This is a genomic window from Granulicella sp. S156, assembly GCF_009766105.1.
In the GTDB taxonomy this organism is placed as follows: domain Bacteria; phylum Acidobacteriota; class Terriglobia; order Terriglobales; family Acidobacteriaceae; genus Granulicella.
The window spans coordinates 51105-75119 of sequence record NZ_LMUH01000009.1; the positions used below are offsets into that span (position 1 = coordinate 51105).

The 24015-nt window shown below is 57.7% G+C and carries 16 protein-coding genes; 11 read left to right on the forward strand and 5 right to left on the reverse strand.

The window, feature by feature from the left end; translation table 11 throughout:
* Positions 1-49: 49 nt before the first annotated feature.
* Entirely contained in the window at positions 50-649 is a 600-nt protein-coding gene (locus GSQ91_RS07855; protein WP_254064415.1) for a DinB family protein, read from the reverse strand.
* 147 nt (positions 650-796) lie between these two features.
* Complete coding sequence (locus tag GSQ91_RS07860) at positions 797-1867, reverse strand: Atu2307/SP_0267 family LLM class monooxygenase (RefSeq protein WP_158820851.1); 1071 nt, start codon at positions 1865-1867, stop codon at positions 797-799.
* A gap of 77 nt (positions 1868-1944) precedes the next feature.
* Between GSQ91_RS07860 and GSQ91_RS07865 the strand changes: the two genes are divergently transcribed.
* The 9 genes from GSQ91_RS07865 (at position 1945) to GSQ91_RS07905 (ending at position 16775) form a co-directional block, all read left to right on the forward strand.
* On the forward strand, positions 1945-2418 hold the full coding sequence (locus GSQ91_RS07865) for a MarR family winged helix-turn-helix transcriptional regulator (protein WP_254064416.1): 474 nt from the start codon (positions 1945-1947) through the stop codon (positions 2416-2418).
* A gap of 146 nt (positions 2419-2564) precedes the next feature.
* Positions 2565-3665: a redox-regulated ATPase YchF gene (gene ychF, locus GSQ91_RS07870; RefSeq protein WP_158820855.1), complete on the forward strand. Its 1101-nt coding sequence runs from the start codon at positions 2565-2567 to the stop codon at positions 3663-3665.
* Positions 3666-3868: 203 nt separating this feature from the next.
* Positions 3869-4984, forward strand: coding sequence for a D-alanine--D-alanine ligase family protein (locus GSQ91_RS07875; RefSeq protein ID WP_158820857.1), 1116 nt, complete (start codon positions 3869-3871; stop codon positions 4982-4984).
* 21 nt (positions 4985-5005) lie between these two features.
* A complete protein-coding gene (locus GSQ91_RS07880; protein WP_158820859.1) occupies positions 5006-6247 on the forward strand; it encodes a DUF2264 domain-containing protein in 1242 nt (413 codons plus the stop codon).
* Positions 6248-6295: 48 nt separating this feature from the next.
* Entirely contained in the window at positions 6296-7525 is a 1230-nt protein-coding gene (gene ilvA, locus GSQ91_RS07885) for a threonine ammonia-lyase (RefSeq protein WP_158820861.1), read from the forward strand.
* A 252-nt stretch (positions 7526-7777) separates the two neighbouring features.
* Positions 7778-8782 carry a LacI family DNA-binding transcriptional regulator gene (locus tag GSQ91_RS07890; RefSeq protein ID WP_158820863.1) on the forward strand — a complete coding sequence of 335 codons (1005 nt, stop codon included), beginning with the start codon at positions 7778-7780 and terminating at the stop codon, positions 8780-8782.
* 129 nt (positions 8783-8911) lie between these two features.
* Positions 8912-10489 carry a glycoside hydrolase family 27 protein gene (locus tag GSQ91_RS07895; RefSeq protein ID WP_158820865.1) on the forward strand — a complete coding sequence of 526 codons (1578 nt, stop codon included), beginning with the start codon at positions 8912-8914 and terminating at the stop codon, positions 10487-10489.
* A 534-nt stretch (positions 10490-11023) separates the two neighbouring features.
* Complete coding sequence (locus tag GSQ91_RS07900; protein ID WP_158820867.1) at positions 11024-15343, forward strand: SBBP repeat-containing protein; 4320 nt, start codon at positions 11024-11026, stop codon at positions 15341-15343.
* Between the two features lie 91 nt (positions 15344-15434).
* Positions 15435-16775 (forward strand): alpha-L-rhamnosidase, encoded by a 1341-nt coding sequence (locus tag GSQ91_RS07905; protein WP_216845136.1) that lies wholly within the window; start codon positions 15435-15437, stop codon positions 16773-16775.
* Between the two features lie 68 nt (positions 16776-16843).
* Here the strand turns inward: GSQ91_RS07905 and GSQ91_RS07910 are convergent, their stop codons facing one another.
* Entirely contained in the window at positions 16844-18379 is a 1536-nt protein-coding gene (locus tag GSQ91_RS07910) for a DHA2 family efflux MFS transporter permease subunit (protein ID WP_371417102.1), read from the reverse strand.
* A 103-nt stretch (positions 18380-18482) separates the two neighbouring features.
* On the opposite strand from GSQ91_RS07910, the gene GSQ91_RS07915 reads away from it, so the two are divergent.
* A complete protein-coding gene (locus GSQ91_RS07915) occupies positions 18483-19217 on the forward strand; it encodes a helix-turn-helix transcriptional regulator (RefSeq protein ID WP_158820871.1) in 735 nt (244 codons plus the stop codon).
* Between the two features lie 7 nt (positions 19218-19224).
* Here GSQ91_RS07915 and GSQ91_RS07920 read toward each other — a convergent pair whose 3' ends face one another.
* On the reverse strand, positions 19225-20739 hold the full coding sequence (locus GSQ91_RS07920) for a GMC oxidoreductase (RefSeq protein ID WP_158820873.1): 1515 nt from the start codon (positions 20737-20739) through the stop codon (positions 19225-19227).
* 413 nt (positions 20740-21152) lie between these two features.
* Between GSQ91_RS07920 and GSQ91_RS07925 the strand changes: the two genes are divergently transcribed.
* Positions 21153-22016, forward strand: coding sequence for a hypothetical protein (locus GSQ91_RS07925; protein WP_158820875.1), 864 nt, complete (start codon positions 21153-21155; stop codon positions 22014-22016).
* A gap of 155 nt (positions 22017-22171) precedes the next feature.
* On the opposite strand, the gene GSQ91_RS07930 is transcribed toward GSQ91_RS07925, so the two are convergent.
* Entirely contained in the window at positions 22172-23920 is a 1749-nt protein-coding gene (locus tag GSQ91_RS07930) for a glycoside hydrolase family 28 protein (RefSeq protein ID WP_254064417.1), read from the reverse strand.
* Positions 23921-24015: the final 95 nt, after the last annotated feature.

The window sequence follows — 24015 nt, forward strand, 5'->3', positions numbered from 1 at the left end:
CGAGTCAGAATAGACGGTCGAGTCGCAGGAATAAGATGCTTGGCTGCTGTTACTTCTCGCTGCTCGGCGGCACGAGCCCCTTCAGGCGCATATACAGTGCAAGCGTCGCATACTGTTCGTTGTCGTGCGATACATTGCCCCAAAGAGCCCCGATGCGCGAACGGGTTGCCTTGCCCAGGGTGAACATCTCGGTCAGATTCGTATCGGTCGCGGTCGCATACGCCTTGTCGCACTCCGTAAACGACGCCTTCAGGGCTTCCACAATCGCTACTTTGTCGGCGGTCTCCGCTGGAACCTTGAACAGGTCGGCAGGGTCTTTGTGGTTCACGGAGCCGCAGATGCGCAACTGCACCTCGCTGACGTGATTCACCACGCGCGCAAAGGTGCGGATGTCAGGCTCGGGCTTATAGGTATAGGCATCGTCCGGCATCTCTGTTGCCGCCTTCAGGATGTTCGCCTTCACCCCAGCGTAACCACGCTGTACCTCGGCTGCGGGGCCTGTTGGGACCGGTGCCTGGCTGGCAGCCTGATTGCCGGCTTGGTTGTTCGTTACAGGAGCCGTCGGAGGCGTACCCGCATGGGCCTGCGCCATCGCCGTTCCTGTTGTCATCAACCCAGCCGCCAAAGCCACCGCACAGATCACCTGCATACGCTGCATCATCCTCACCTCGGAACAAGCCTACCTGTGCTTGGCTTTCCTCACAAGATGACAATAGAACAAACCGGAGCTTCCATTGTCACGAGAATGTCATTGCGAATAGAAAGGCAGGTGAGAAAAGCGCTGTGCGCCCCGATATTACACCGCTGATTCAGAAAGCTGAAGACTTTTACTGCCCCCAGACCACTGATTTACCAGCGGCTTCACCTGTGTCCCGAGCAGCTCGAGCGCGTGCAGCATCTTCGCATGAGGCAGCGGGCCGCCACTCAACATCAACGTAATGCGCGAGACACCACCCAGCACGTCGCTCACGTAGCGCATCTTCTTCGCCACCGTCTCCGGATCGCCGATAAAGTACGCTCCCTGTTCGCTGCGCTGTGCATCGTAGGCCGCTCGTGTCGTAGGAGGCCAGCCACGCTCGCGCCCGATCCGGGTGAACGCCATTGAGAGATACGGCCACAAGTCGTCCGCCGCGCCTTCGGTCGTGTCGGCCACAAACCCAATCCCGTGAACGGCAACATCCAGCTTCTCCGGAGCATGTCCGGCCCGCAGTCCCGCCTGGCGATACAGGTCGATCATCGGCCGAAACCGGTGCGGCTCACCACCGATGATCGCCACCGTCAGCGGCAAGCCCAGCACTCCCGCGCGTACAAACGATGCAGGTGTTCCACCCACGCCGAGCCGTATCGGCAGCACATCCTGCGCAGGCCGGGGCCATACCCCCTGTCCCGTCAGCGCTGCCCGATGCTTGCCCTTCCACTGCACGTGTGTCTCGTCGCGCAGCTTCAGTAGCAGATCGAGCTTCTCGGAGAACAACTCGTCATAGTGCTTCAGGTCATACCCAAACAGCGGGTAGGACTCAATAAACGAGCCTCGCCCCACCACCATCTCTGCACGTCCCCGCGAGATGAGGTCCAGCGTGGCGAAGTCCTGAAAGACACGCACCGGATCGTCAGAACTGAGCACCGTTACCGCGCTGGTCAGGCGGATATTCTTCGTCCGTGCTGCCGCAGCAGCCAGCAGGACTGCCGGCGCAGAGGCAATGTACTCCTCGCGATGGTGCTCGCCGATGCCATAAACATCCAGGCCGACACGGTCAGCCAATTCGATCTCTTCCAGCAGCTCGGCAACGCGCTGCACCGCAAGTTCACCCGCCGGTTGCGCCGTGCCGGTAACCGTCTCTACAAAACTATCGATCCCGATCTGCATATTTCCTCTTTTCGGCCAATTATTTTGGCCTATTCTCATCGATATCAATTATATTGATGTCAATAGGTATGAAAACGATGCAAAAGGCGAATAAGACGGACAAGAGGGCTGACGGGGTGCAACTGTGGCTTGTCCTTATGAAAGCCTTCCACTCCATCTCTGCCTATGCGATGCACACGCTGCGCGACAGCGGTCTTAGCGACTCGGACTTTCGGGTGCTGGAGGCCCTGCTGCACAAAGGGCCGCTGCCGGTAAACGTCCTGGGACCCAAGGTGTTTCTCACGCCAGGGTCTATCAGCGTCGCGGTCGACCGGCTGCATGGCCGGGGGTTAGTAACAAGGGTCGAAAGCGAAGCCGATCGCAGGGTGCGCATCGTCGATCTAACACTCAAAGGCCGCGGCCTGATCGAGCAGGTCTTCGCAGCCCACGCCAGGGAGATCGACTCCCTGACGCAGGTGCTGGACCCAGAAGAGCGCAAAAAGGTGACCAAAGCGCTCAAGAAGCTGGGCAAACACGCAGCGGAACGCCTGCAGTCACCCCAAAAGCTTTGACGCAGAGTACGCAAAGGAAAAGCGCCAAGCCTCGCCACGACTGCCGTGGCGTCCTTTGCGTTCTTCCTCTGCGCCCTCTGCGTCAAGGCTTTTTGCCTCTTTCTGCCCCGTGCATGTTCCAATAGAAGAGAAGGAACCTGAATAGAATGCCCTTGAATTGCGGAATCGTAGGTCTGCCGAACGTCGGCAAGTCCACCATCTTCAACGCGCTGACGGCCTCCAAGGCCCAGGCTGCGAACTACCCCTTTTGCACTATCGACCCCAACGTCGGTATCGTGCCCGTGCCGGATGAGCGCATGGACCGCATCGTGACCATGGTCAAGCCCAACTCCATCGTTCCCACCACCATGGAGTTTGTCGACATCGCCGGTATCGTCGAAGGCGCGAGCAAGGGCGAAGGCCTGGGCAACCAGTTCCTCAGCCACATCCGCCAGACCGACGCCATCCTCCATGTGGTCCGCTGCTTCGCTGACCCTGAAGTCATCCACGTGGCGGGCGGCGTCAACCCGCAGCACGATATGGACATCATCAATACCGAGCTTCTGCTCGCGGATCTGGAAACCGTGGAAAAGCGCCTGACGAAGGCGGAAAAGGCGGCGAAATCGCAGTCCGCCACGGCTGCGCAGAAGTCCGAGCTCTCCACCATCCAGAAACTCCTCGTGGTTCTGAACGCCGGCAAACCCGCCCGCACCGCCGAGCTCGAAGACGACGAGAAGCTGGTAGCTCGCGACCTCTTCCTCATCACCATGAAGCCGCAGCTCTACGTCGCCAACGTCGACGAAGACGGCATCGCGGCCGGTAACGAATACACCAAGATTGTCGAGCAGCGCGCCGCCGAAGAGAACTCTGAAGTTGTCCGCATCTGTGGCGCGATGGAAGCGGAGATCGCACAGCTCGAGCCAGCCGAACGGGCTGAGTTTCTCGAAGCTGCAGGGCTGGAAGAGCCAGGCCTCAATCGCCTGATCCACGCCGCCTATCGCCTCCTTGGGCTCATCACCTACTTCACCTCGGGCGTGCAGGAGGTCCGCGCGTGGACGATCAAGCGCGGCACCAAGGCCCCGGGCGCGGCCGGCGTCATCCACTCTGACTTCGAGCGCGGTTTCATCAAGGCTGATTGCTACGCATCCAGCGATCTGTTTGCGCTGGGCAGTGAGCAGGCCGTAAAGGAAAAGGGCCTGCTGCGCTCCGAAGGCAAGGAATATGTCGTGAAGGATGGCGACATTCTGTTCTTCAAATTCAACGTGTAGCACCCCGAAAAGCCTTGACGCAGAGGGCGCAGAGGAAAGACGCAAAGGACGCCACGGTAGCCGTAGCGAAGCTTGGCGCTCTTCCTTTGCGAGCTTTGCGTCAAGGCCTTTGCCGTTGCTTGTTCGGGCGAGTACACACCAAGGTTCACCCACTCGTATTGCTACCCACCCACAGCCCCACTCTGTCCGACACTTGAACTGACATGGCAAAGAAGAAACTACGCGTAGGCATTCTGTTTGGCGGCAAGAGCGGTGAGCATGAGATCTCGCTCCGCTCCGCCCGCTCCATCCTCAAGGCAATCGATCGCAAAAAGTACGACGTGGTCGAGCTGGGCATCACCAAACAGGGCCGCTGGCTGCAAAGCTCCGCCGCACAGGCCCTGCTCGGCGGCGATTCGACTCCCACAGACTCTAAGGACGAAGCCGGCCTCACCATCGCCGCCGCCGCTGCCGAACCGGCCGCAGGTACGGGCCTCGATGTCGTCTTCCCCGTTCTGCACGGCACCTTCGGCGAAGACGGCACCATTCAAGGTCTCTTCGAACTCGCCGATATCGCCTATGTAGGTTCGGGCGTGCTGGGCTCCTCCGCAGGCATGGATAAAGATGCGATGAAGCGGATGTTCTTCGCCGCTGGCCTTCCGATGACGCCCCACGTCACGCTGCTGCGCTCCGAGTGGCGCACCGACGCGAAGAAATCCACGCGCCTCATCGAGAAAACCCTGCAATATCCCGTCTTCGTAAAGCCCGCGAACCTCGGCAGCTCGGTCGGTATCAGCAAAGTAAAGTCACGCGCTGATCTGGCCGCGGCCATGGACCTCGCCGCAAGCTTCGACCGCAAGATCGTCATCGAGCAAGGCGTCGGTGGCCCGGGCGTAAAGCCGCGCGAACTGGAAGTTGCAGTCCTCGGCAACGACGCGCCCGAAGCCAGCATCGTCGGCGAGATCGTGCCGGCCAAAGAGTTCTACGACTACGAGGCCAAGTACGAGCTCAACGGCGCGGACGAGAGCGTCAGCATCATCCCCGCGAAGCTCACGAAGGCCGAAGAGAAGAAGATTCGCGCCATGGCCATCGCGGCCTTCCGCGCCTGCGACTGCGCAGGCCTCGCGCGCGTCGATTTTCTGATGGCTCCCGCAGTCAAAGGTAAACCTGCCGAAATCGTCCTCAACGAGATCAACACGCTGCCTGGCTTTACCTCGATCAGCATGTACCCCAAGCTGTGGGCGGCGAGCGGTGTCCCGTACTCAAAACTCATCGACAAACTCATTGAGCTAGCGCTGGAGCGCCATCGCGAGAAGCAGCAGACGCACTTCAGCCGGTAGACGCGCTAAGCTGGAGCTCCTATGCGCCGCCGCGATCTCCTGAAGTCGACACTGGCAACCGCCGCCGCGACGGTGCTACCCGGCATCGCCGCGGCGGAGGCAAAGCCTGTACCTCTCCCCAACGACCGCGCCTTCTGGCTGCAGCAGATGCAGCGCGTCGCGCATCCGGTGCTCGACGCACTCAGCCATCGCCGCCTCAAAGCGCTCATGCCCGTCGAGGCGTTCAAGGGCAACGAAGAGAGCCGCCACCACACCACCTATCTCGAAGCCTTCGCCCGCACCCTCAGCGGGATAGCGCCCTGGCTGGAGCACGGTCCGACCCAGGGTGCAGAGGGAGATCTACGCCTTCATTACGTCGGTCTGGCCAGCGATGCGCTGGCAGCAGGCATCGATCCGCACTCGCCTGACTATCTCGAATTCGGCGCCAACTCGCAGACTCTTGTCGACGCGGCCTTTCTCTCGCTCGCTGTCCTGCGCGCTCCACAAGTTCTGGGATCAACGCTTCATGACAGTGTCCGCAAGCAGTTAGCTGAGGCTCTCCGCGCTACGCGTCCGATCAAGCCTCCGTTCAACAACTGGCTGCTCTTCAGCGCTGCTGTCGAAGCCGCACTTTTCATCCTGGGCGAGCCGTGGGACCGATCGCGAGTCGACAACGCTTTGCGGGAACTCGCGATCTGGTACGTCGGCGATGGCGCTTATGGCGACGGTCCACACTTCCACTGGGACTACTACAACTCGTTCGTCATGCATCCCTTCCTGCTCGCGATTCTCGACGCCGTAGGCGATCAGGACGCCGCGTGGAAGGCGATGGCCCCTGCCATCCACAAGCGCGCCACACGCTACGCCCAGATGCAGGAACGGCTCATCGCGCCGGATGGCAGCTATCCGGCCATTGGCCGTTCCATCACCTATCGCTGCGGCGCCTTCCATCTGCTGGCCGACGCCGCGCTGCGCCAGATGCTGCCCGAAGACCTCTCGCCCGAGCAGGTGCGCTGCGCTCTAGCCGCGGTGATCCACCGCACATTGACACCAGAAGGAACGTTCGACACCAACGGCTGGCTACGCATCGGTCTTAGCGGACATCAGCCATCGCTGGGGGAGAGCTACATCTCCACAGGCAGTCTGTATCTCTGTGCCAACGCGTTTCTGCCTCTGCGCTTGCCACCGGAAGAGCGCTTCTGGTCCGCTCCCAGCGCGCCCTGGACTTCGCAAAAGCTGTGGAGCGACATCGATCTGCCGGCCGATCACGCGATCGAAGGCTGACGCCAGGATGCCCGGGATATTCAGGCCATAAGGATTACGATAGATACGATGCCTGCCATGACCACCACCCTCACGCTTACCGACATCCTCGCTGCCCGCGAGCGTATCGCTGGTTCCATCTACCTCTCGCCCTGCACCCACTCCGAGATGCTCTCTCGCATTACCGGCCAGGATCTCTTCCTGAAGCTCGAAAACCTGCAGATGACGGGCAGCTTCAAGGAGCGCGGGGCACTCAACAAGATCGCCACGCTCACCCCAGAGCAGGGTGCTCGCGGCGTGGTCGCCGCCAGCGCCGGCAATCACGCCCAGGGTGTGGCCTATCACGCGACGCAGCGCGGCATTCGCGCCGTCATCGTCATGCCGCTCACCACGCCGCTCGTCAAAGTTACCGCCACCCGTGGCTTTGGCGCGGAGGTCGTACTGTACGGCGCAAACTACGACGAGGCATGCACGGAAGCCACCAGGTTGTGTGAAGCCGAAGGCATGACCTTCATTCATCCCTTCGATGATCCGCTCGTCATGGCGGGGCAGGGAACCATCGGGCTCGAACTGCTGGAACAGATTGAGGGCCTCCAGGCGGTCGTAGTGCCCATCGGCGGCGGCGGTCTCATCGGCGGCATCGCGTGTGCGGTCAAGGAATCGAAGCCCAGCGTGCGGGTCATCGGCGTACAGACCTCGCGTCTGCCGTCGATGCAGAGAGCCGTCCGCGAGCACCATCCCACCACGCTGGAACCCGCAACCACGATCGCCGACGGTATCGCCGTGCGCCGCGCAGGCGAGGTCACCTTCCCTGTAGTCGATAAGTATGTCGATGAGATCGTCACGGTCGACGAAGACGAGATCGCCAGCTCCATCCTTACCCTGCTGGAGCGCGAGAAGACCCTTGCCGAAGGCGCCGGCGCAACCGCTCTGGCCGCCATGTTGCAACAGCGCACCGCCCTGCCCAAGGGCACACGTACCGCTGTTCTGGTATCGGGCGGCAACATCGACGTTACGCTGCTGAGCCGCATCATCGAGCGAGGCCTGGTGCAGGACGGACGTATGATCCGCCTGCGCATCCACCTGCTAGACCGTCCCGGCGCGCTTACAGATCTTACGCAGATCATCGCCAAGCACCGCGCCAACATCGTAGACACGCTCTACAACCGTGCCTACTACGGCGTGAATCTCGGCGACACGACCATCGATATCACGATGGAGACCCGTGGCCGCGAGCAGGTCGACGAGTTACTAGCCGCACTCACCGCCGAAGGCTATCGCCACAGCCGCGTCTTGTAATTGTGGTGAGATCTATGGGCACGCCTGTAAAGAGCATTAACTACTCCTACGCTTGTCATTTCTCCGCTCCCGTTGGTCGGTCGAAATGACTGGTTTTTGGGGAGGGCTCATAAGTACATCTGTACTACTAGACAAGTAACGGGCCTGCCGAATCAAGCGTGTGTCCTATAAACGGAATAGACTTGTTTGGATTCGGCTGCAAGATTCGCTATCGTAACGGAAGCGGAAAGGCGATCGCTCTCACACACACACGTGAACATCCGAGAGGTAGCAAAGAAAGCCGGCGTCTCTACAGCCACTGTCTCCAGGGTTGTAAACGCCACTGTTCCAGTCGGCGCCGTCACCGAGCGCCGCGTGCGTAGCGCAATCAAGGCCCTTGGCTACTACCCCAACACCCATGCGCGCACCCTCGGCTCCGGCAAGAGCCACATGTACGGCCTCATCATCTCCGATATCAGCAACCCCTTCTTCCCGGACATCGCCAAGTGTTTCGAGCGCATCGCGGTCGAGCACGGGCAGGAGCTGCTGATTGCGAATACGGACTACCAGCCCCAGCGGATGCAGCTATGCGTTCGCAGAATGCTGGAGCGCAAAGTAGACGGCGTTGCCATCATGACCTCGGAGATGGATCCCCATCTCATCCGGCTCTTGAACAAGCGCGGCATCCCGATCGTGTTCCTCGATACCGGCCGTGTAGGGCCGTATATCAGCAACATCTTCATCGATTACTCCAACGGTATTGAAAAGGCCATCGAGCATCTGGTGGGCCTGGGACACAAGAAGATCGCTTTCGTAAGTGGTCCCGCTACCCTCGCATCGGCCAACATCCGTAGCGAGGCCTTTGAGCTCTCTCTCAAGAAGAGAGGCCTGAAATCCGCCGCCAGCTATAGGAAGAGTGGCGATCATCGCATTGAAGGCGGACAGAGTGCCATGGAGGAGTTGCTGAAGCTACGCCAGCCGCCGACGGCCGTGATTGCTTCGAACGACCTGACCGCGATCGGCATCATCCGCGCAATTCATGCCGCCGGCCTGAAGGTTCCGGGAGACATCTCGGTCATAGGCTTCGACGATATCGAGATCAGCAAGTTCCTGCAGCCACCCCTCACCACAATTCGTGTTCCGCGTGCTGAGATCGGAGTGAGCGCCTTTACGGCGCTCTATGCGGCCAGCAGCAAACGCGCGGCTCATGGCACGGAGTACAGAATTTCAACCGAACTGGTCGTTCGCGAGTCCACAGGCCCAGTCAAAGCCAAATAGCGCTCTGCGCGTGTTCCTGCTCTTGAGACCTATCATCGCTGGCGCACTACGGCCATCGAACCCGCCTCCACAAAGAAAGATTGTGTATCTCCACAAAGCTAGTCTAAAATTCCTCGCGACGGAGAAATTATGAAATCGGTTACATCAAAGCATTTCAATTTCATCACCCACGCGTGCTGCCTGCTTGGTTTGCTGATCAGCACCGCAGTCGCGTATGCGCAGACCGACCTCTCGGGCTATTGGCTACTCAAGGTCTCGAATGGAGACGGAACCTATAGAGAGACCTATTTCGAGTTGAAGCAGAAGGGTGAAACCCTTACCGGCAGTCTGTTGGGCAGAGGCCCAAATGGTATCCCGCTCACTGGATCGTTCAAAGACGGTCAGGTGCACTTCGCCACAGTGGTGGCAGCTCCACCCGGCGCAGGCTTTTCCGGACGCCAGGTAGCCTATGACGGCACCTTTGAAAACGGAAAGTTTCTGCTTCAGACCATGTCCCGTAAAGAGCTTATAAAAGGAGTTGCCGAGCGCTCCACCTACGAGGCCACCTTGCCTCCCGCAAGGCTCGCCTTACCTGAACTTCACGACGTCCCCGACAATGGGCTGGCACGAACGCCACCGATGGGTTGGAACAGTTGGAACAAGTTTGCCGGAAAGGTCGACGACGCAACCGTTCGCAAGACCGCGGACGCGATCGTCGCCAGCGGCATGAGCAAAGCTGGTTACGTGTACATCAACATCGACGACACCTGGGAGGGCGCTCGGGACGCGAAGGGCAACATCACCACCAACACTAAATTCCCCGACATGAAAGCCCTCGCCGACTATGTGCACTCCAAGGGGCTGAAGATCGGCATCTACTCTTCGCCTGGCCCCGAGACCTGCGCCGGTTACGAAGGCAGCTATGGACACGAAGAGCAGGACGCAGAGACCTACGCCGCCTGGGGCATCGACTACCTCAAATACGATCTATGCGGCGCTCGCCGGATCTATAAGCAGACCGCCGAAGAGACACGCGGCCTCTACCAGAAGATGGGCGACGCTCTTCAGCACACGGGAAGGCCCATCGTCTATAGCCTCTGTGAGTATGGCGTCGGCGACGTATGGAAGTGGGGACCAGAGGTAAGCGGAAACCTGTGGCGCACCACTGGCGACATTCAGGACAACTGGGCTTCTATGGATCGAATCGGGTTTGCCCAACTCGACATTTCCGCCTACGCCCAGCCTGGCCATTGGAATGACCCGGACATGCTCGAAATCGGCAATGGCGGCATGACCGCCGACGAGTACCGCACGCACATGAGTCTCTGGTCGATGCTGGCGGCTCCCTTGATCGCCGGAAATGATGTGGCCAATATGAGCGACGAGACTAAGTCCATTCTGCTGAATGCCGATGTCATTGCCATCGATCAGGACCCTTTGGCAAAACCAGTGCAGGAGGTTGCCGTTCAAGATAAATCTGTGACCCTCGTGCGGCCATTGCGAGATAACGCTGTGGCTGTCGGCCTGTTCAATAGAGGAGACCATCCCGTGCAGATAAGTTTCCGCTGGGACAGCCTGCACCTTGGAGCCGTGCTTGGCGCCAAGACATTGCATGCCACAGATCTGTGGAAGCATGAAGAGGTTCTCGTTGCAGGGGACAGCTACACTGCAACCGTTCCCAGTCATGGTGTTGTTCTGCTAAAGGTTTCAGCGACTGCGAACAACTAGGTTAGCGGTGTCGAATAATCAGGTTTTAGTGGGGTGCTGACTGCGCGATTTGCAGCGCACCCCACTTTGGCTTTTGCGTCGGTGTCTTTGCTTTTCTGGTTGTCATTCCGAGTGAAACGAGGAATCTGCTTTCTCCCGCTTTTCACTAGTGCCACTAAAAACCTAATGCGTTAGCTCATCAAACTATCGCTTTGAAGGGGCGGGGCTTCAGCCCCGCCGCTAAGACATCACCTCAGGAGCGGCTTCAGCCGCAGAGGGAACGATGCCTGTCTAGCCCCAAAATCTATCCCCTGGGATATCTGCAACCTGCAGCTCGCTCCCTGCCACTCCTTCCTTGTGGCTGAAGCTTCCCCACAAAACAAGACCTTTAGCTAACTTCCAGGAAGCCATTGGGACGATACCCTCCCTGCCCCCTCAACAAATCTTGTTGACTTTCGCGATCATTACGGATACTTTCTTGTTCCATCTACAGAAGATTCTTTTTATGTGTTTTTCAACCGTATTGTTTCCTCTGCATTATCCAGGAGATTGACCATGCCCAGCCGTGCTTCCCTGCAGTCGATGTGTGCCCTTTCCCGCAAGATCAAAAATACCTCCTCGGTTTTAGCGGAACAGCACAGAGACGGCAGACGGGGTGCGATTGCCATCGTGGCGGCTTTCCTGTGTCTCGCCGGCACATCCATGCCGGCGCAGACCGCATCCTTCAGCGGCGGGCAGAGTACGGTGGGCAGTGGCTTGAGCGTTCCCCTCGGCATAGCGGTGGATGCGGCTGGGAATATATACATCGCGGACTCCGCCAACGGCCGCGTCTTGAAAGAGACTCTCTCCGCGGGCAGCTTTATCCAGAGTGCCGTGGCCAGCGGCTTGAACAACCCCTATGGCGTAGCCGTGGATGGGGCTGGCAATGTGTACATCGCCGACACGAACAACAACCGTGTGCTGGAGGAGACACCCTCTGCAAGCGGCTATACCCAGAGCATTATCATCACCGGCCTGAACGCTCCCCGCGGCCTGGCAGTCGATACAAGCGGAGATGTGTACATCGCCGACACCGCTAACAACCGTGTGCTGAAAGAGATGCTGTCTGCAGGCAGCTATACGCAGACCCCCGTGGTCTCCGGAACCTCGTACACTCCCGTCGCTGTGTCGGTCGATGCAAGCGGAGATGTCTATATCCTGGGCGACCAGAATCTCATCTTGAAGGAGACTCTCTCAACGGGTAGCTATACCGAAAGCACCGTCTCCGCCACCGGCCTCGTGGCTCCTGCTGGCATAGCCGTGGATGCGAGTGGAAATGTCTACGTCACGGACTACAGTGCAAACGTGGTCCTCAAGGAAACACTATCAGCGGGCACCTACACCCAGAGCACGCTGATAGGTAGCGGACTATCCAACCCCTATGGCGTAGCCGTGGACGGGAGCGGAGATGTGTACATCGCAGACTCCCAGCACAACCGTGTGGTGTGGCTCCAGACGGCCGCGGAGAACTTTGGCATTCAGGCCATCGGAAGTAAGAGCCAGGTAATCTCAACCAGCTTCACCTTCATCACGGGAGGCACGATCGGCACTCCCGCTGTGTTGACGCAGGGCAAAGCAAACCTCGACTTCGCAGATGCTGGAACCGGAACCTGCACGACGAATGGAACGTCCTACACCTACGCTGCGGGGGATAGCTGCACGGTCAACCTGACCTTTACGCCCACCTATGCGGGAGGCAGAAGCGGCGCCATCGAGTTACTCAACAACTCAGGAACCGTGATTGCAACGGGCTACATCTACGGCACCGGTTCAGGCCCACAGATCACCTACTCCCCAGGCACGCAAAGCACCGTGGCCGGTAGCGGCCTGAGTCATCTCATGAACATAGCGGTCGATGGAAGCGGGAATCTCTACTTTGTAGATATCGGCAACAACCGTGTTCTGAAGGAGACACTCTCAGGAGGCACCTACACACAAAGCACGGTGGCTACCGGACTAAGTGCTCCTCTGGGTATCGCGGTAGATGGCGCTGGAAATGTCTACATCGCCGATTCCAGTAATGGTCGCGTGTTGGAAGAGACCCCGTCAGGCAGCACCTACACGCAGAGGGCCATCGTAGCCAGCAGTCTGTACGATCCCTATGCTGTAGCCGTAGATGGAAGCGGTAACGTCTACATTGCCGATACCTACAACGCCCGCGTGCTCAAAGAGACGCCTTCTGCAACTGGCTACATCCAGAGCACCATAGGCACCGGGTTGGGCTATCCGCGCGGCGTAGCGGTGGATGTCAGTGGAAATGTGTACATCGCCGATAGCAGCAACCAACGTGTGCTCAAGGAGACGCCTTCCGCTGCCGGCTATACGCAGAGCATCGTTCTCTCTGGAACCTCCTACAATCCCAACGGTATAGCGGTGGATGCCAACGGCAATATCTACCTCATGGGCAACGGCAGTCTTGTGGTGGAGGAGACTCCATCGGGCAGCAGTTATATCCAGAGCACCGTGTCCACAACGGGCTTGTCAGCTCCTGCTGGCGCAGCTGTGGATGGAAGTGGAAATATCTACATCACGGACTACAACAACAGCATCGTGGTGAAAGAGGACGTTGCGGATACGCCGATCGTGCGGTTTGCGACCACAGCTCTTACGCCTCAGACAGTAACCATCACCAATATCGGCAACCAGAGCCTTACATTCCAGACGCCGTCTTCCGGAAGCAATCCCAGCGTCTCGTCCGGCTTTACGCTCGCAAGCAACTCGACATGCCCGCAACTTTCATCTACTTCGGCTCCCGCAGTTTTGGCACCGAACTCTTCCTGCACAGATGTCGTCACGACGGCGTTTGCAGGGCCAGGAATCCTCACCGGGTCGTTGGTAACCATCGACAACAATTTGAATGTCTCTGGCGCGAATCAAGCCATCACCCTCGCTGCAGTAAGTCCGACGACTCTGACGTTTGCACCTATCCCATCCCACAAATACGGCGATGCGCCTTTCACAGTCTCTGCAACATCGGCTAGTACTGGGACCGTAACGTACTCCGTAGTCAGCGGTCCAGCCACGATCTCCGGCAACACGGTTACGCTGACCGGTGGAGGACAGGTGCAGCTATCCGCAAGCCAGGCGGGCACCGTGTACTACCCCGTCTTGACGGCGCAGACCACCTTCGCCGTGAATACACGTACGTCCGAGACGATGACCTTCAGCTCAAGCTCTTCCGCGGTGTCGGCGTCGCCTGGATCAGACACGCCCAACTATCTATTCCTCGACACCAACGGCACGTTCTATCTCCAGAACGCCTATAGCCAATACGACACGGCTCCGGGTGACCACATCTGGGACTTCTACACGGGAGTCAACGCACAGGATCCCAACCTCGCCCTCTCCGCGGCTCACTCCATCTACAACACGCAGACGATGTGCGAAACGGGCAGCCCTGTGTATACGGCGTTCTATGGTGTAGCAGGAAGAACGCCGGGCGCCGGCGCCTATGCGGATGGAAACTTCTGCGACGTGATCGGAGTCTGGGTCGATCCCGATACAGGAAATTGGTATGGCGTAGTCCACAACGAGCTCTACCCCAATGCTCCTCGCATGGACGCAATCTCCTATGCGATCTCCACCAACCAGGGAAACACCTGGACGCTGCAAGCGCCTATCCTAACCTCTCCCTATGGTGTGGGAGACAACAGCGAGTTCTATTACGACTACGGCGATGGCGATCCTCGGCTCATCGTAGATACAGCCTCTGGATACTTCTACCTGTTTTACTTCAGCCGAATCATGACTCCCTCTGGAACAGGCTTTGGCAATCATAACTGGGAGCATGTAGCACGCGCCCCAATCAACCAAAAGATGGCTCCCGAATCATGGGAAAAGTACTACAACGGAACCTGGAGCCAGACACTGGGAATAGATTGGACCTGCGATCCTGTGACCACCACCTGCGCCACAGGCCAGGCTTCGGCTTCGATGGAAAGCAACATCGGCGCCGATGGTGATCCGGTGATCAAGCAGACGATGGTTCAACCCATCTCCAAACAGACTGCGAACGACCTCAATACCTACGGTCAAAGCGGCTTCACTAACACGAACGTTGCCTGGGACGTCTACCTTCAGAAGTACGTCGCCGAAGTAGTGGGACCCAATCAAATCCTGTTCTATGTTTCGAATGATCTGGCCGGCCAGCAGTGGACCTACGCGGGAGGCGTTCCCTATACCAACAGCGGAGCCTGGTACTGGTGGATGGTCGATGCGGGAAATCTTACTTCCACCAATAACCTGGGCAAGACCTTCCTGGCCTACTGCACCATCGACTGCAGCACATATGGTTCGGAATATATTCCCGTCACCGTAAACCTCGATGCAGGTGCCGCGCCTCCTACCTACTATTCGAGCGCGAATGGAGCGAGAAGCAGAACCGATACCTACAGCATTCAACATGCCAACGGAAGACAGCCCTTCTCCTGCACCAAAGACAACAAGTGGACCTTTGTCCCAACGGACGATGGCTACTTCTCCATCGAACAGGGACGAAAGTACCTTCAGGTAGCCGATGGCAGCGCCGGGCGCGCGTGGGGCGCTTCTGTAAGTCTCGCCGCACCGATATCGTCGACATCGGCACCGGAGTTGTCACGGCAACAATGGCGGTTCGAAGAGATCAAGACAAAGGATGGCGTAGCGAAATCAACTCCCGAATACCGCTTGATGAATCGCTACAGCGGCCTCGCACTCAGCTTCTCCGGAAAGGCTCTTGACGCAGCAGATCTCTCCAGCAGCGTCACTGCGCCGATTCGCGATTGGGATCCGTCCTCAACCTCTACCTACAAGACATGGCCTGCAAACGATCAGGAGTTGATCTTCGTGCCGCAATAAGCGCGCTGAGTTGTGTGTCATGCGGTGACAGGATAACTATTCTGTCATCGCATTCTTCCATACCGTATCTTTCGCGTATTCTTTCAGAATCATGCAGGATCGCAGATCATTTCTCGTCGGCGCTACTATGCTCGCGGGAACACTCGCTGCTTCAAAACCCTTTGAGGTCTTTGCACAATCCCTCAAACCGGCTGTCGCTACTGCTGACACTGCTTGGCAGCACACCAAAGACGAGGCGGCCCGCGTCCTTGCAGGAAACGTCCGTACAGTTCCCAGCTTCAAGCAGCCTGTTCTGTTCGAAGGAAGTACCTATCAGGGCATATGGCAGGAGTGCGGTCCGCACGAGAGTCTGGTCTATGCCGGTCTTGCACACGACAAGTCAGGCAAGTGCGCAATCCCTGATCCCGCTTCCGGTGAAATCACTGCGGCGCAGGTAGCGCGCAACACTCACATGGCTTTCTTCGCACTGCAACGTCCTGATGGCCAACTACCCGCCAGCGTCAAGATTAGCGACGTTGGTTTCGGGCAGATACAGATGGTCGTGCCCATCGCCGCGACAGCCTGGGAGCTTGCGCAACTCACTTGCGACCATGAGTTTCTCGAGACAGCTTATAACGCCTGCAGCCGCTGGGACGCCTGGCTCCGTCAGTATCGCGATACCCGCAAGACAGGATTGGTGGAAGGCTTTTGCACCTACGACACCGGACACGACAACAGTCCACGCTGGGCCGGCATTCCTAATCGCTGTCCCGATGCCGATGCGCGCAAGTGCCCACCCCTCGCTTCGATGCCGCGCCTCTGTCCCGATCTCTCGGCGACGGTATACGGTGGCCGCGTTGCTCTGGCCAGCATGGCCAGAGCATTAGGCAAGACTAGCGAAGCCGATCGATGGCAGGCGGATGCTGAAAAGATTCGCCAACTCATCATCGCCAAGCTCTATAGTTCGGAGGATGCCGCCTTCTACGATCTGGATGCGCAGAACAAGTTCGCCCGCGTGCGCTCCGATGTCATCAGCCGCGTATTGGGCGAGCATGTTCTGCAGACATCGAACAAGCGCGATCAGGCGATCTTTGAAGCTGTGTGGGCGCGGCAGATCCACAACCCCAGTGCCTTCTGGGCGCCGTATCCGCTGAGCAGTATCGCACTGGATGATCCCACCTTTGTTCGGCCTATCCCGCGCAACTCCTGGGGCGGAGCGTCACAAGCGCTTACGGCCCTGCGCGCTCCGCGCTGGATGGTCCACTACGGTAAGCAGGTCGAACTGAACGAGTTGATGCGGCAGTGGTGCGCTGCCATCATGCGGCATACCGAATTTCGCCAACAGATTGATCCTCAGACGGGCGACTTTACGCAGCCGGATCCCGGCGGCTACTCTCCCGCTGCCCTGGTCTTCCTCGACTTCTCGAATCGATTGGGCAAACGTACTGCCTAGATCGTGTCATCAAGTTCTCGCTCGTACGCCCACACGAATACGATGGCATTTGATTACATGCTCTAAGGTCATGGCTTGGATCTCGCCCGCGTCACAAAAAAGAACGCGACCGGAATTAAACAGACAGACACCCCCATAAGAAGCCGGAAGCAATCCATATAAGTCATAAGGGTCGCCTGTCGATTCAGTTGTTCATTAATAAGTCCCAAAGCACGAACAGCAGCTGTACTGTGACTATCTCCTCCGCTCATTCGCAGCCACGCAGAGGCATGAGCAAATCTCTCAATAACTCGCGGAGATCCCGCCGTCAAACTACCCGCAAGATACGTGCGATGCACCTGAACACTGCGCACCAACATCGTATTCACCACCGAGATACCGATCGCCGATCCAAGATTGCGGAACAACCCATACAGCGATGCCGCCGCATCGTTCTTACCGGATTTGAGTTGCGAAAACGCAAGAACACTCACAGGAGTCAGGAACAACGCCACCCCGGAGCTTTCCAGGATGCGAAGCCTCACGATCGCTCCATAATCAACATCCAGGGATAAGTGGCTCAGCTTATAGAAAGCCACGGTAGTTACGGTCAGTCCACTCGCGATAAGCAGCCGATGATCGACTCGCTTCATCAGCCAGGTTGTCAGCGGAAGAAAGAGCAGCAGCACAAACGACCCAGGAGAGAGAACCAACCCACTGTCTGTCGCGGTATAGCCCAGCATCCCGTGGGTGAACTCGGGCAGGAGCGCCGTGCTGGCATAGCGGGCAAAGTAAGTGAAGAAGATCATGCCATTCGCGAGTGCGAAGTTCCGATTGCTCAACATACGCAATTGCAGAATCGGATGCCTCGATCGATAGAGCTCATGAAAGACCAGCAGCACAAGGGCCACGCCGGAGACGATAGCACAGGCCATGATGACGGGTGACGCAAACCAGTCCGCACGTTCTCCGCGATCCAGAACGTACTCCAGGCACCCCAGTCCAAGGGCAATTCCCAGCAGGCCGAAGTAATCGATAGAATCTGCGGCCAGACGTACCCGTTCTGTCTCCGGCTGTAACTCTCGATTGAGGAAGTAAGCCACAATCCCAAACGGAATATTGAGAAAGAAGATCCATCGCCAACCCCAGTTATCACTCAGCCAGCCGCCCAGAATCGGGCCGAGCGTTGGAGCCAGCACGATGACCACGGAGTACATCGTAAAGGCCGAGGCGATACGTTCCTTGGGAAAGACATCGGCCAGAATCGCCTGGGTCGTGGGCTGAAGTCCACCGCCCCCCAAACCCTGCAGCACCCGAAAGAGAATCAGCACAGGAAGATTCGGCGCAAACCCGCACAGCAGCGAGCCCAGCGTAAAGAGCACGACAGAAGTCAGATAGAAACGCTTGCGTCCGATGCGGCCGGAGATCCATCCACTGACCGGCAGGACAATGGCATTCGCCACCAGATAGGAGGTAAGCACCCATACTGCCTCATCCACCGAGGAGGACAGATTCCCTGCGATATACGGAAGAGCAACATTCGCGATGGAAGTATCCAGCACCTCCATAAAGGGTGCAATGATCGCTGCCGCCGCGATAAGCCAGATGTTGTTCCGTTGTGGGATGTTCTATGCCTCGTATAGTAAAAGGCTAGAGTGTCCTTCAAACGATATGCAGACAAGAACTATCGACAAACGGACAGATCGCATCCTTCAAGAATGTCTTCGCGTGGATCGTCCTGTCGCGGCGCTGGCCTATGACTATGCCGCGAACGATCATGTGCCGGTCCACGAACACCCCAAGGCGCAGCTTATCTACGCTATAGAAGGCACCATGACGGTTACAACGCGGGAAGGCCGCTGGGTCCTGCTGCCCACTCGTGCGGTCTGGGTACCAGCGAAGACCAGGCACTCCATCCACATGAGAAGTGCTCTTCGCATGCGCACCCTCTACTTCGATGAGACGGTCACAGCACCCTCCAGAAATTGCGCAGTGGTAGAGGTATCTCCTCTCCTCCGCGAACTGATTCTCAGCATGCTGCAGGAACCACGCTCCTACGAAAAGACAGGGCGAGGCAGCCATCTCGCCGCGCTCATTCGCGATGAACTCCGCTTCACGCAGACACTTCCGCTGCATCTTCCCTGGCCGAAAGACGCGCGTCTGCGTAAGGTCTGCGAAGGAATGCAACGGCGGCCAAGTCTGCGCGAAGGCATGGACTACTGGGCCACAGAGATCTCGATGAGCAGCCGCACCCTGGCGCGTCTCTTCCGCAAAGAGCTCAACATGAGCTTTCAGGAGTGGAGAACGCAGTTGCTTCTTTTGGAGGCCCAGGTAAGGTTGGCCCAGGGCCACACAAGCTCACGAATCGCAGCCAACCTGGGCTACGACAGCCACGCCGCTTTCTGTGCGATGTTTCGCAAATCGCTAGGCATGTCCCCGACCCAACACCTTCAGCCTCATTAAGGCCGAGTCATGCAAGCATCTCAACGATCCGTTCACACGCGCGAACTGCGAGGGCAACGGATGTCAGCGTTGGGTTGCAAGCTGTTGCCGTAGGAATCACTCCATTTCCTGCGACAAAAAGATTCGTAGTACCCCATACCTGCGAGTGGGAATCACATACAGAAGTCCCATCATCTGCTGCCCCCATTCTGACGGTTCCCTGATAATGAAGCGAACTCCCTGAAGGCAGCGTCCAAACATCCAGCCCATCAACAACTCGCCCTAGCCCGGATGCCGCACGCCTGATCAACTCCCTGGATGTAGCCGCTGTAGTCTTATCTATCTCCGTTAGTCGATACTGTATATTCACGGACGGCATGCCATGAAGAGTTGCCTCTGTATCTGAAAACTCTAAGCAATCCCTGTATTGAAGATCCTTCCTGCAAAACCAGGTAACGATTGCAAAGTGACCTTCTACCTTGGGTGCTCCTGGATCGGCAGAGACTGGTAGATGATCGAGGTGGACAACCTGGCCACTAAAGGTATGGGTTGGCATAGTGAATGGAACCCAATACATTCCTAAAACATGATCAGGTTTCGTTGGAATAAGCGGCTTTGATTTGGGGGACGCCAGGCCTTCGTGAAGCTGAATGATGCATTTGCTCTGTGGATGGTCATTCAGATAATGCCCCAGTGCATCCGCTCTCAATCCAGATCCCCAAAGCAACTGAGGTGTTCTTAACGCATCCGCTGCGACGATCACAACTCTCGCATATATCTTCGTAGTTCGTTGGGTAGATAGGTCTTTCGTAATGACATAGTCGATTCCATGATCGTTCATCATAAGTCGGAGACACATGGTTTGAGGACGAAGCTCAAACGTAGTTGGATTCGTCTCCGGATCTGCCAGCTCTCCAAGGATGGTGTCTGCTCCCGACCAGATGCGTTCGCCATTCTCGGCTCTCGTCGACGCCAGTGGCATGAAATCGACGGGACGATCATTCGTCGTCTCGTGGCCGAATATTCTTCTCAATTCAGCTAAGACCCCGATCGCGGTGGCATCGAGGGGAAAGACGCCAGGAGTCACTCGAAGTAGCCGCTCCGCCGTGCTCAACAATTCATCCCATGTCTCGTTGGAGAGGAACGAGGCTCTCTCCTCCATGGCAGGCCGTGGGCAGGCACACGACCAATGTGCGCCCATGCCTCCTACATTCGTGGACATCGCTGCTGCCGGCATACCGCTAGTCGCAAACGTATCGCCACTGGGGTCCAGGAGGTAAGTCCCAGGTTGTGCCGGAATGCGACCTTCCGATGGAGAAGGTATTTTAGTTCTCACTGGTCCCTCAGAAAGACGCTGAGCACGAGAACGCTCCTGGTGCGATGAGAGATTCATCACATGCATCCCGGCCTGCTGGGTAAGCCTGGGTCCTCCATCCAGCATGAGCACCTTACATTGAGGCAGACGCTCCGTGAGTACGCGCGCAAAGGTGGCGCCTACGGGCCCGCTGCCGATGATCAAGATATCTGTAGATTCGCTGTTCATTGACATGCCGTTCAGCACGAGACAGAAATAAGCTACATATAAATAAATCGGAATATTCAGAATAGCGCGAAGCGCAAACCGTGACGCTTCCGCGTCGCGGGGCGGAGGGTAAGGGAGGCAATGGCCTTTAGGCCCGGGGCCTTCTTTCGGCTATAGACAAAAAGCCGGAGGCTGAAACTCGATTCTTACCTGCTGTTGTTCCGTGATCTTTACCCAAAGAACATAAAAGCATGCTCTACGGTAGTCCCGTCTCTAAAGACAGGGTGTGAGATCACGCACCGGCATCTCGCTCTTATTTTTTATTGACAGCCCGAAGGAGACCACGCATCATGACACAGCAGGTTTACTTCTTCGTGTAGTCGGGCCACTCTCTTTCATCCTGGAACAATAAAAATACCTTACGGAGGTACTCGATGCGCTGTGCTCTCTCCATCGTTTGTATCAGTGGCGTGCTGTTGGCAACCGGCTGTGCGGCTCACCACGTCAACGCCGTAGCGCCACCTCTTGCTCCGGTTGTCGTAAGTGACACGGTGCGCGAAGCGCTACCCAACGACTATCTGCGTGTCGGCTTTCTAGCCCCAGGTACCCCGGTTACGACCCTCTCCCGTCCCGGTGCTTTACGAGCCTTTGTTACAGCGACGCCGCTTTATGTTCCACCACTCAAGCTCGAAGAGCTCCCTTATTATTCAGGCCTGGTGAACGACGACACTAAGGTGCTGGTGGCGATGCGTTGCCGGCCACTGCATCCGGAGACAGTAGACGCAGTGCTCGCGACTTGGCCCAATGTCTTCCTGGCCATCCAACGCGATGTTCCCTTGGCCCCAAACGCCTGTAGTAATGAGCCGACAGACGCGGCTACACAGGCAGCATGCTTCGCTCAGGGTTTTAGCGATCCTCCAGCAACAGTCGTCCCCACGTCTCTGGCACATACCTTCAGCTACGCAGGAACCATCTTCGATGGCAGCCACGCGGTGCTTGCCAAGTGGTTGCAGAGCAACTATGGAATCTTTCCTGCCTTTAGCGGTATCGGCTACTCCGTAAAAGACTCTTACTCACTCGACAGTCAGCCGATGACCTCGCAACAGATCCTGGTAAAGTCGGTGTCATCGGAGTACGTCCTGAAGAACGTCTCCCTCTCAGACGCTGGTTGCCGCTGCATCTCGGTCGCGCCATACCCTGGCCGATCCGGCGACCGGGTTGACCCTGAATTCATTGAGCAAGCCGGTGGAGATGGTTCCTGTAAGGCTGTGGACCGATTGAAAGCGAAAACGCCGTAGTCTGTTAGCCGCTTCTTCGTTGAATAATTAACGACGTTCAAGGTAACGCGAAGCGCAAAACGTGACGCTTTAGCATCACGAGGCAGAGGGAGTTCTGGCTTATACGCCACGGAATATGAGCACCGGCTCTTATTCCGTGGCATGACATATCACCTTTAGTCTCTGATCCTGACCGCACTGTCAGCTGCATGATCTTTCAGCACAAGCGATCTCTGCGCCTTCGAGAAGTCCCCGCCGTCGAGCACGATGTGCTCATTAGCTGCGCCTTCCACCTGCAGAAAGGTCGCAGCGGAAGCGAGCAAGCGTGGAGCGGTTAGCAAGACATCCTTGCTATCGATAAAGCGCAGAACGGACTCAGCCGAGGTATTGCCCTCGACGCTCAAGCCAAGAATGGCGACGTCCTGAACGTGGTCGAGAATAAACGCGGGTCGAAGATCCGGAGCAGCGACCTGGAGCCGGATATTCTGCAGCGTAAGGCCGCGGAGGTTGCGCGCATAGAAGCCATATGCAGGCATAGGCCCCAGTGCGAAGTACTCCCCGGCAACCTGTGGCAGGTCGCGTCGCGCGCCATCTTCGGCAGTGCCTCCTCCGCCAAAGGTGAGATGGATATTGTCGAAGGAGATATTTTCCATCGTCGAGTCGCCAACGCAGTTGAGCGTGATGCAGGAGTAGCGCTCGCCTGGGTTGGCAGTGCTGGTTACTTTGGATTCGGCGAGTTGTGGTGGGTTGGTAGTCACTGTTCCATGAATATTGCTGAAGGATATATTGCGCAGAGTAACCGGAGTTACATCACCCGGAGCCGCGCCGGTTGATGGTTCATAGTTGATCGATGGCACTGCAGGTCCCCCCGGTACAGTGGGCTTGCCTGGCCGTGGCCCAATGCTGATATGGATGGGGCCCGTGACGTCTTTCAGTATCAGGTTCGAGAAGGAGATATTCTCGTAGCGCGATCCTGGATTGCCCTGAAACTTAATCGGGCACCCATAGACCTCATAGAGCACACAGTTGGAGATCGCAATATTCTCCGGCGAGCCTCCGCCGAAGCGGAAGACCGACCAGCGGGTGCTGAAGACGCTATTCGTAATCGTGACGAACTTACAGCTTCCAAAGAGCGCGCATGCATCATCCTGCGACAGCACCGTGCAATTGGTAACCGTGACGTACTGGGAGCTGATGAAGTGGAAGCCGTCGTTGTTTCCATTCACGCGATTGTGAATATAGATGCCGTCCATATGGACGCGCTTGCACTGGATGATGCGCAGGCTGTGATACGCGCAATCGAGCAGGTCGATATTGCGAACGCTGAGTCCCTCGCACCGATAGGTAAGCAGATGGTAGGGGCGTTTGTTCCCGCCAAGCCCGCTGGGCGGTGGCGTACCGCGAACCGGGGCGTGAAACTGAAAGCCCTGTCCGTCGATCGTGCCCGGCCCCTCCAGCGTTACATTCTTCGCGTTCACAGCAAACAGAAGTGCCCAGTTCCCATCGTTCAAAGTGGTATCGCCGCTCAGTGGAATGGCATCGACCGCGTGATACTGCTTGCCATCGGCGCTTCCCAGCAGCTTGCCGGAGGCGGCAATATGCAGGGTCACATAGCTCTTGAGTTCTACTGTGCCGATGACAAAGGTCCCTGCGGGAACCAGGACCGTGCCGCCCCCGTCATGCGTGCAGGCATCGATCGCCGCCTGCACGGCGGCTGTATCGAGAGTGCTGCCGTCTCCTTTAGCGCCATAGTCCCGAATGTTATAGACCCGCGCCCCGAGATCGTTCGCCGGCCCCGCGACCTCCGCATGCAGCTCGCGAACGCCAATCGCTCCCACGGACATGGCGGCAATCGCGGGGATAGGGATCTGGCTTAGCCATTGACGTCGTGTGATCGCGCGCTGGTCATTTTTCTGTTCGCTCAAGGGCGACCTCTAGAAATGGGTTGGGGCATTGGAGGAAGCCAGAGAAACAGGAAGAGGCGGCCTTTTTCATGCACCAACACAAGAAATGTAGCCAT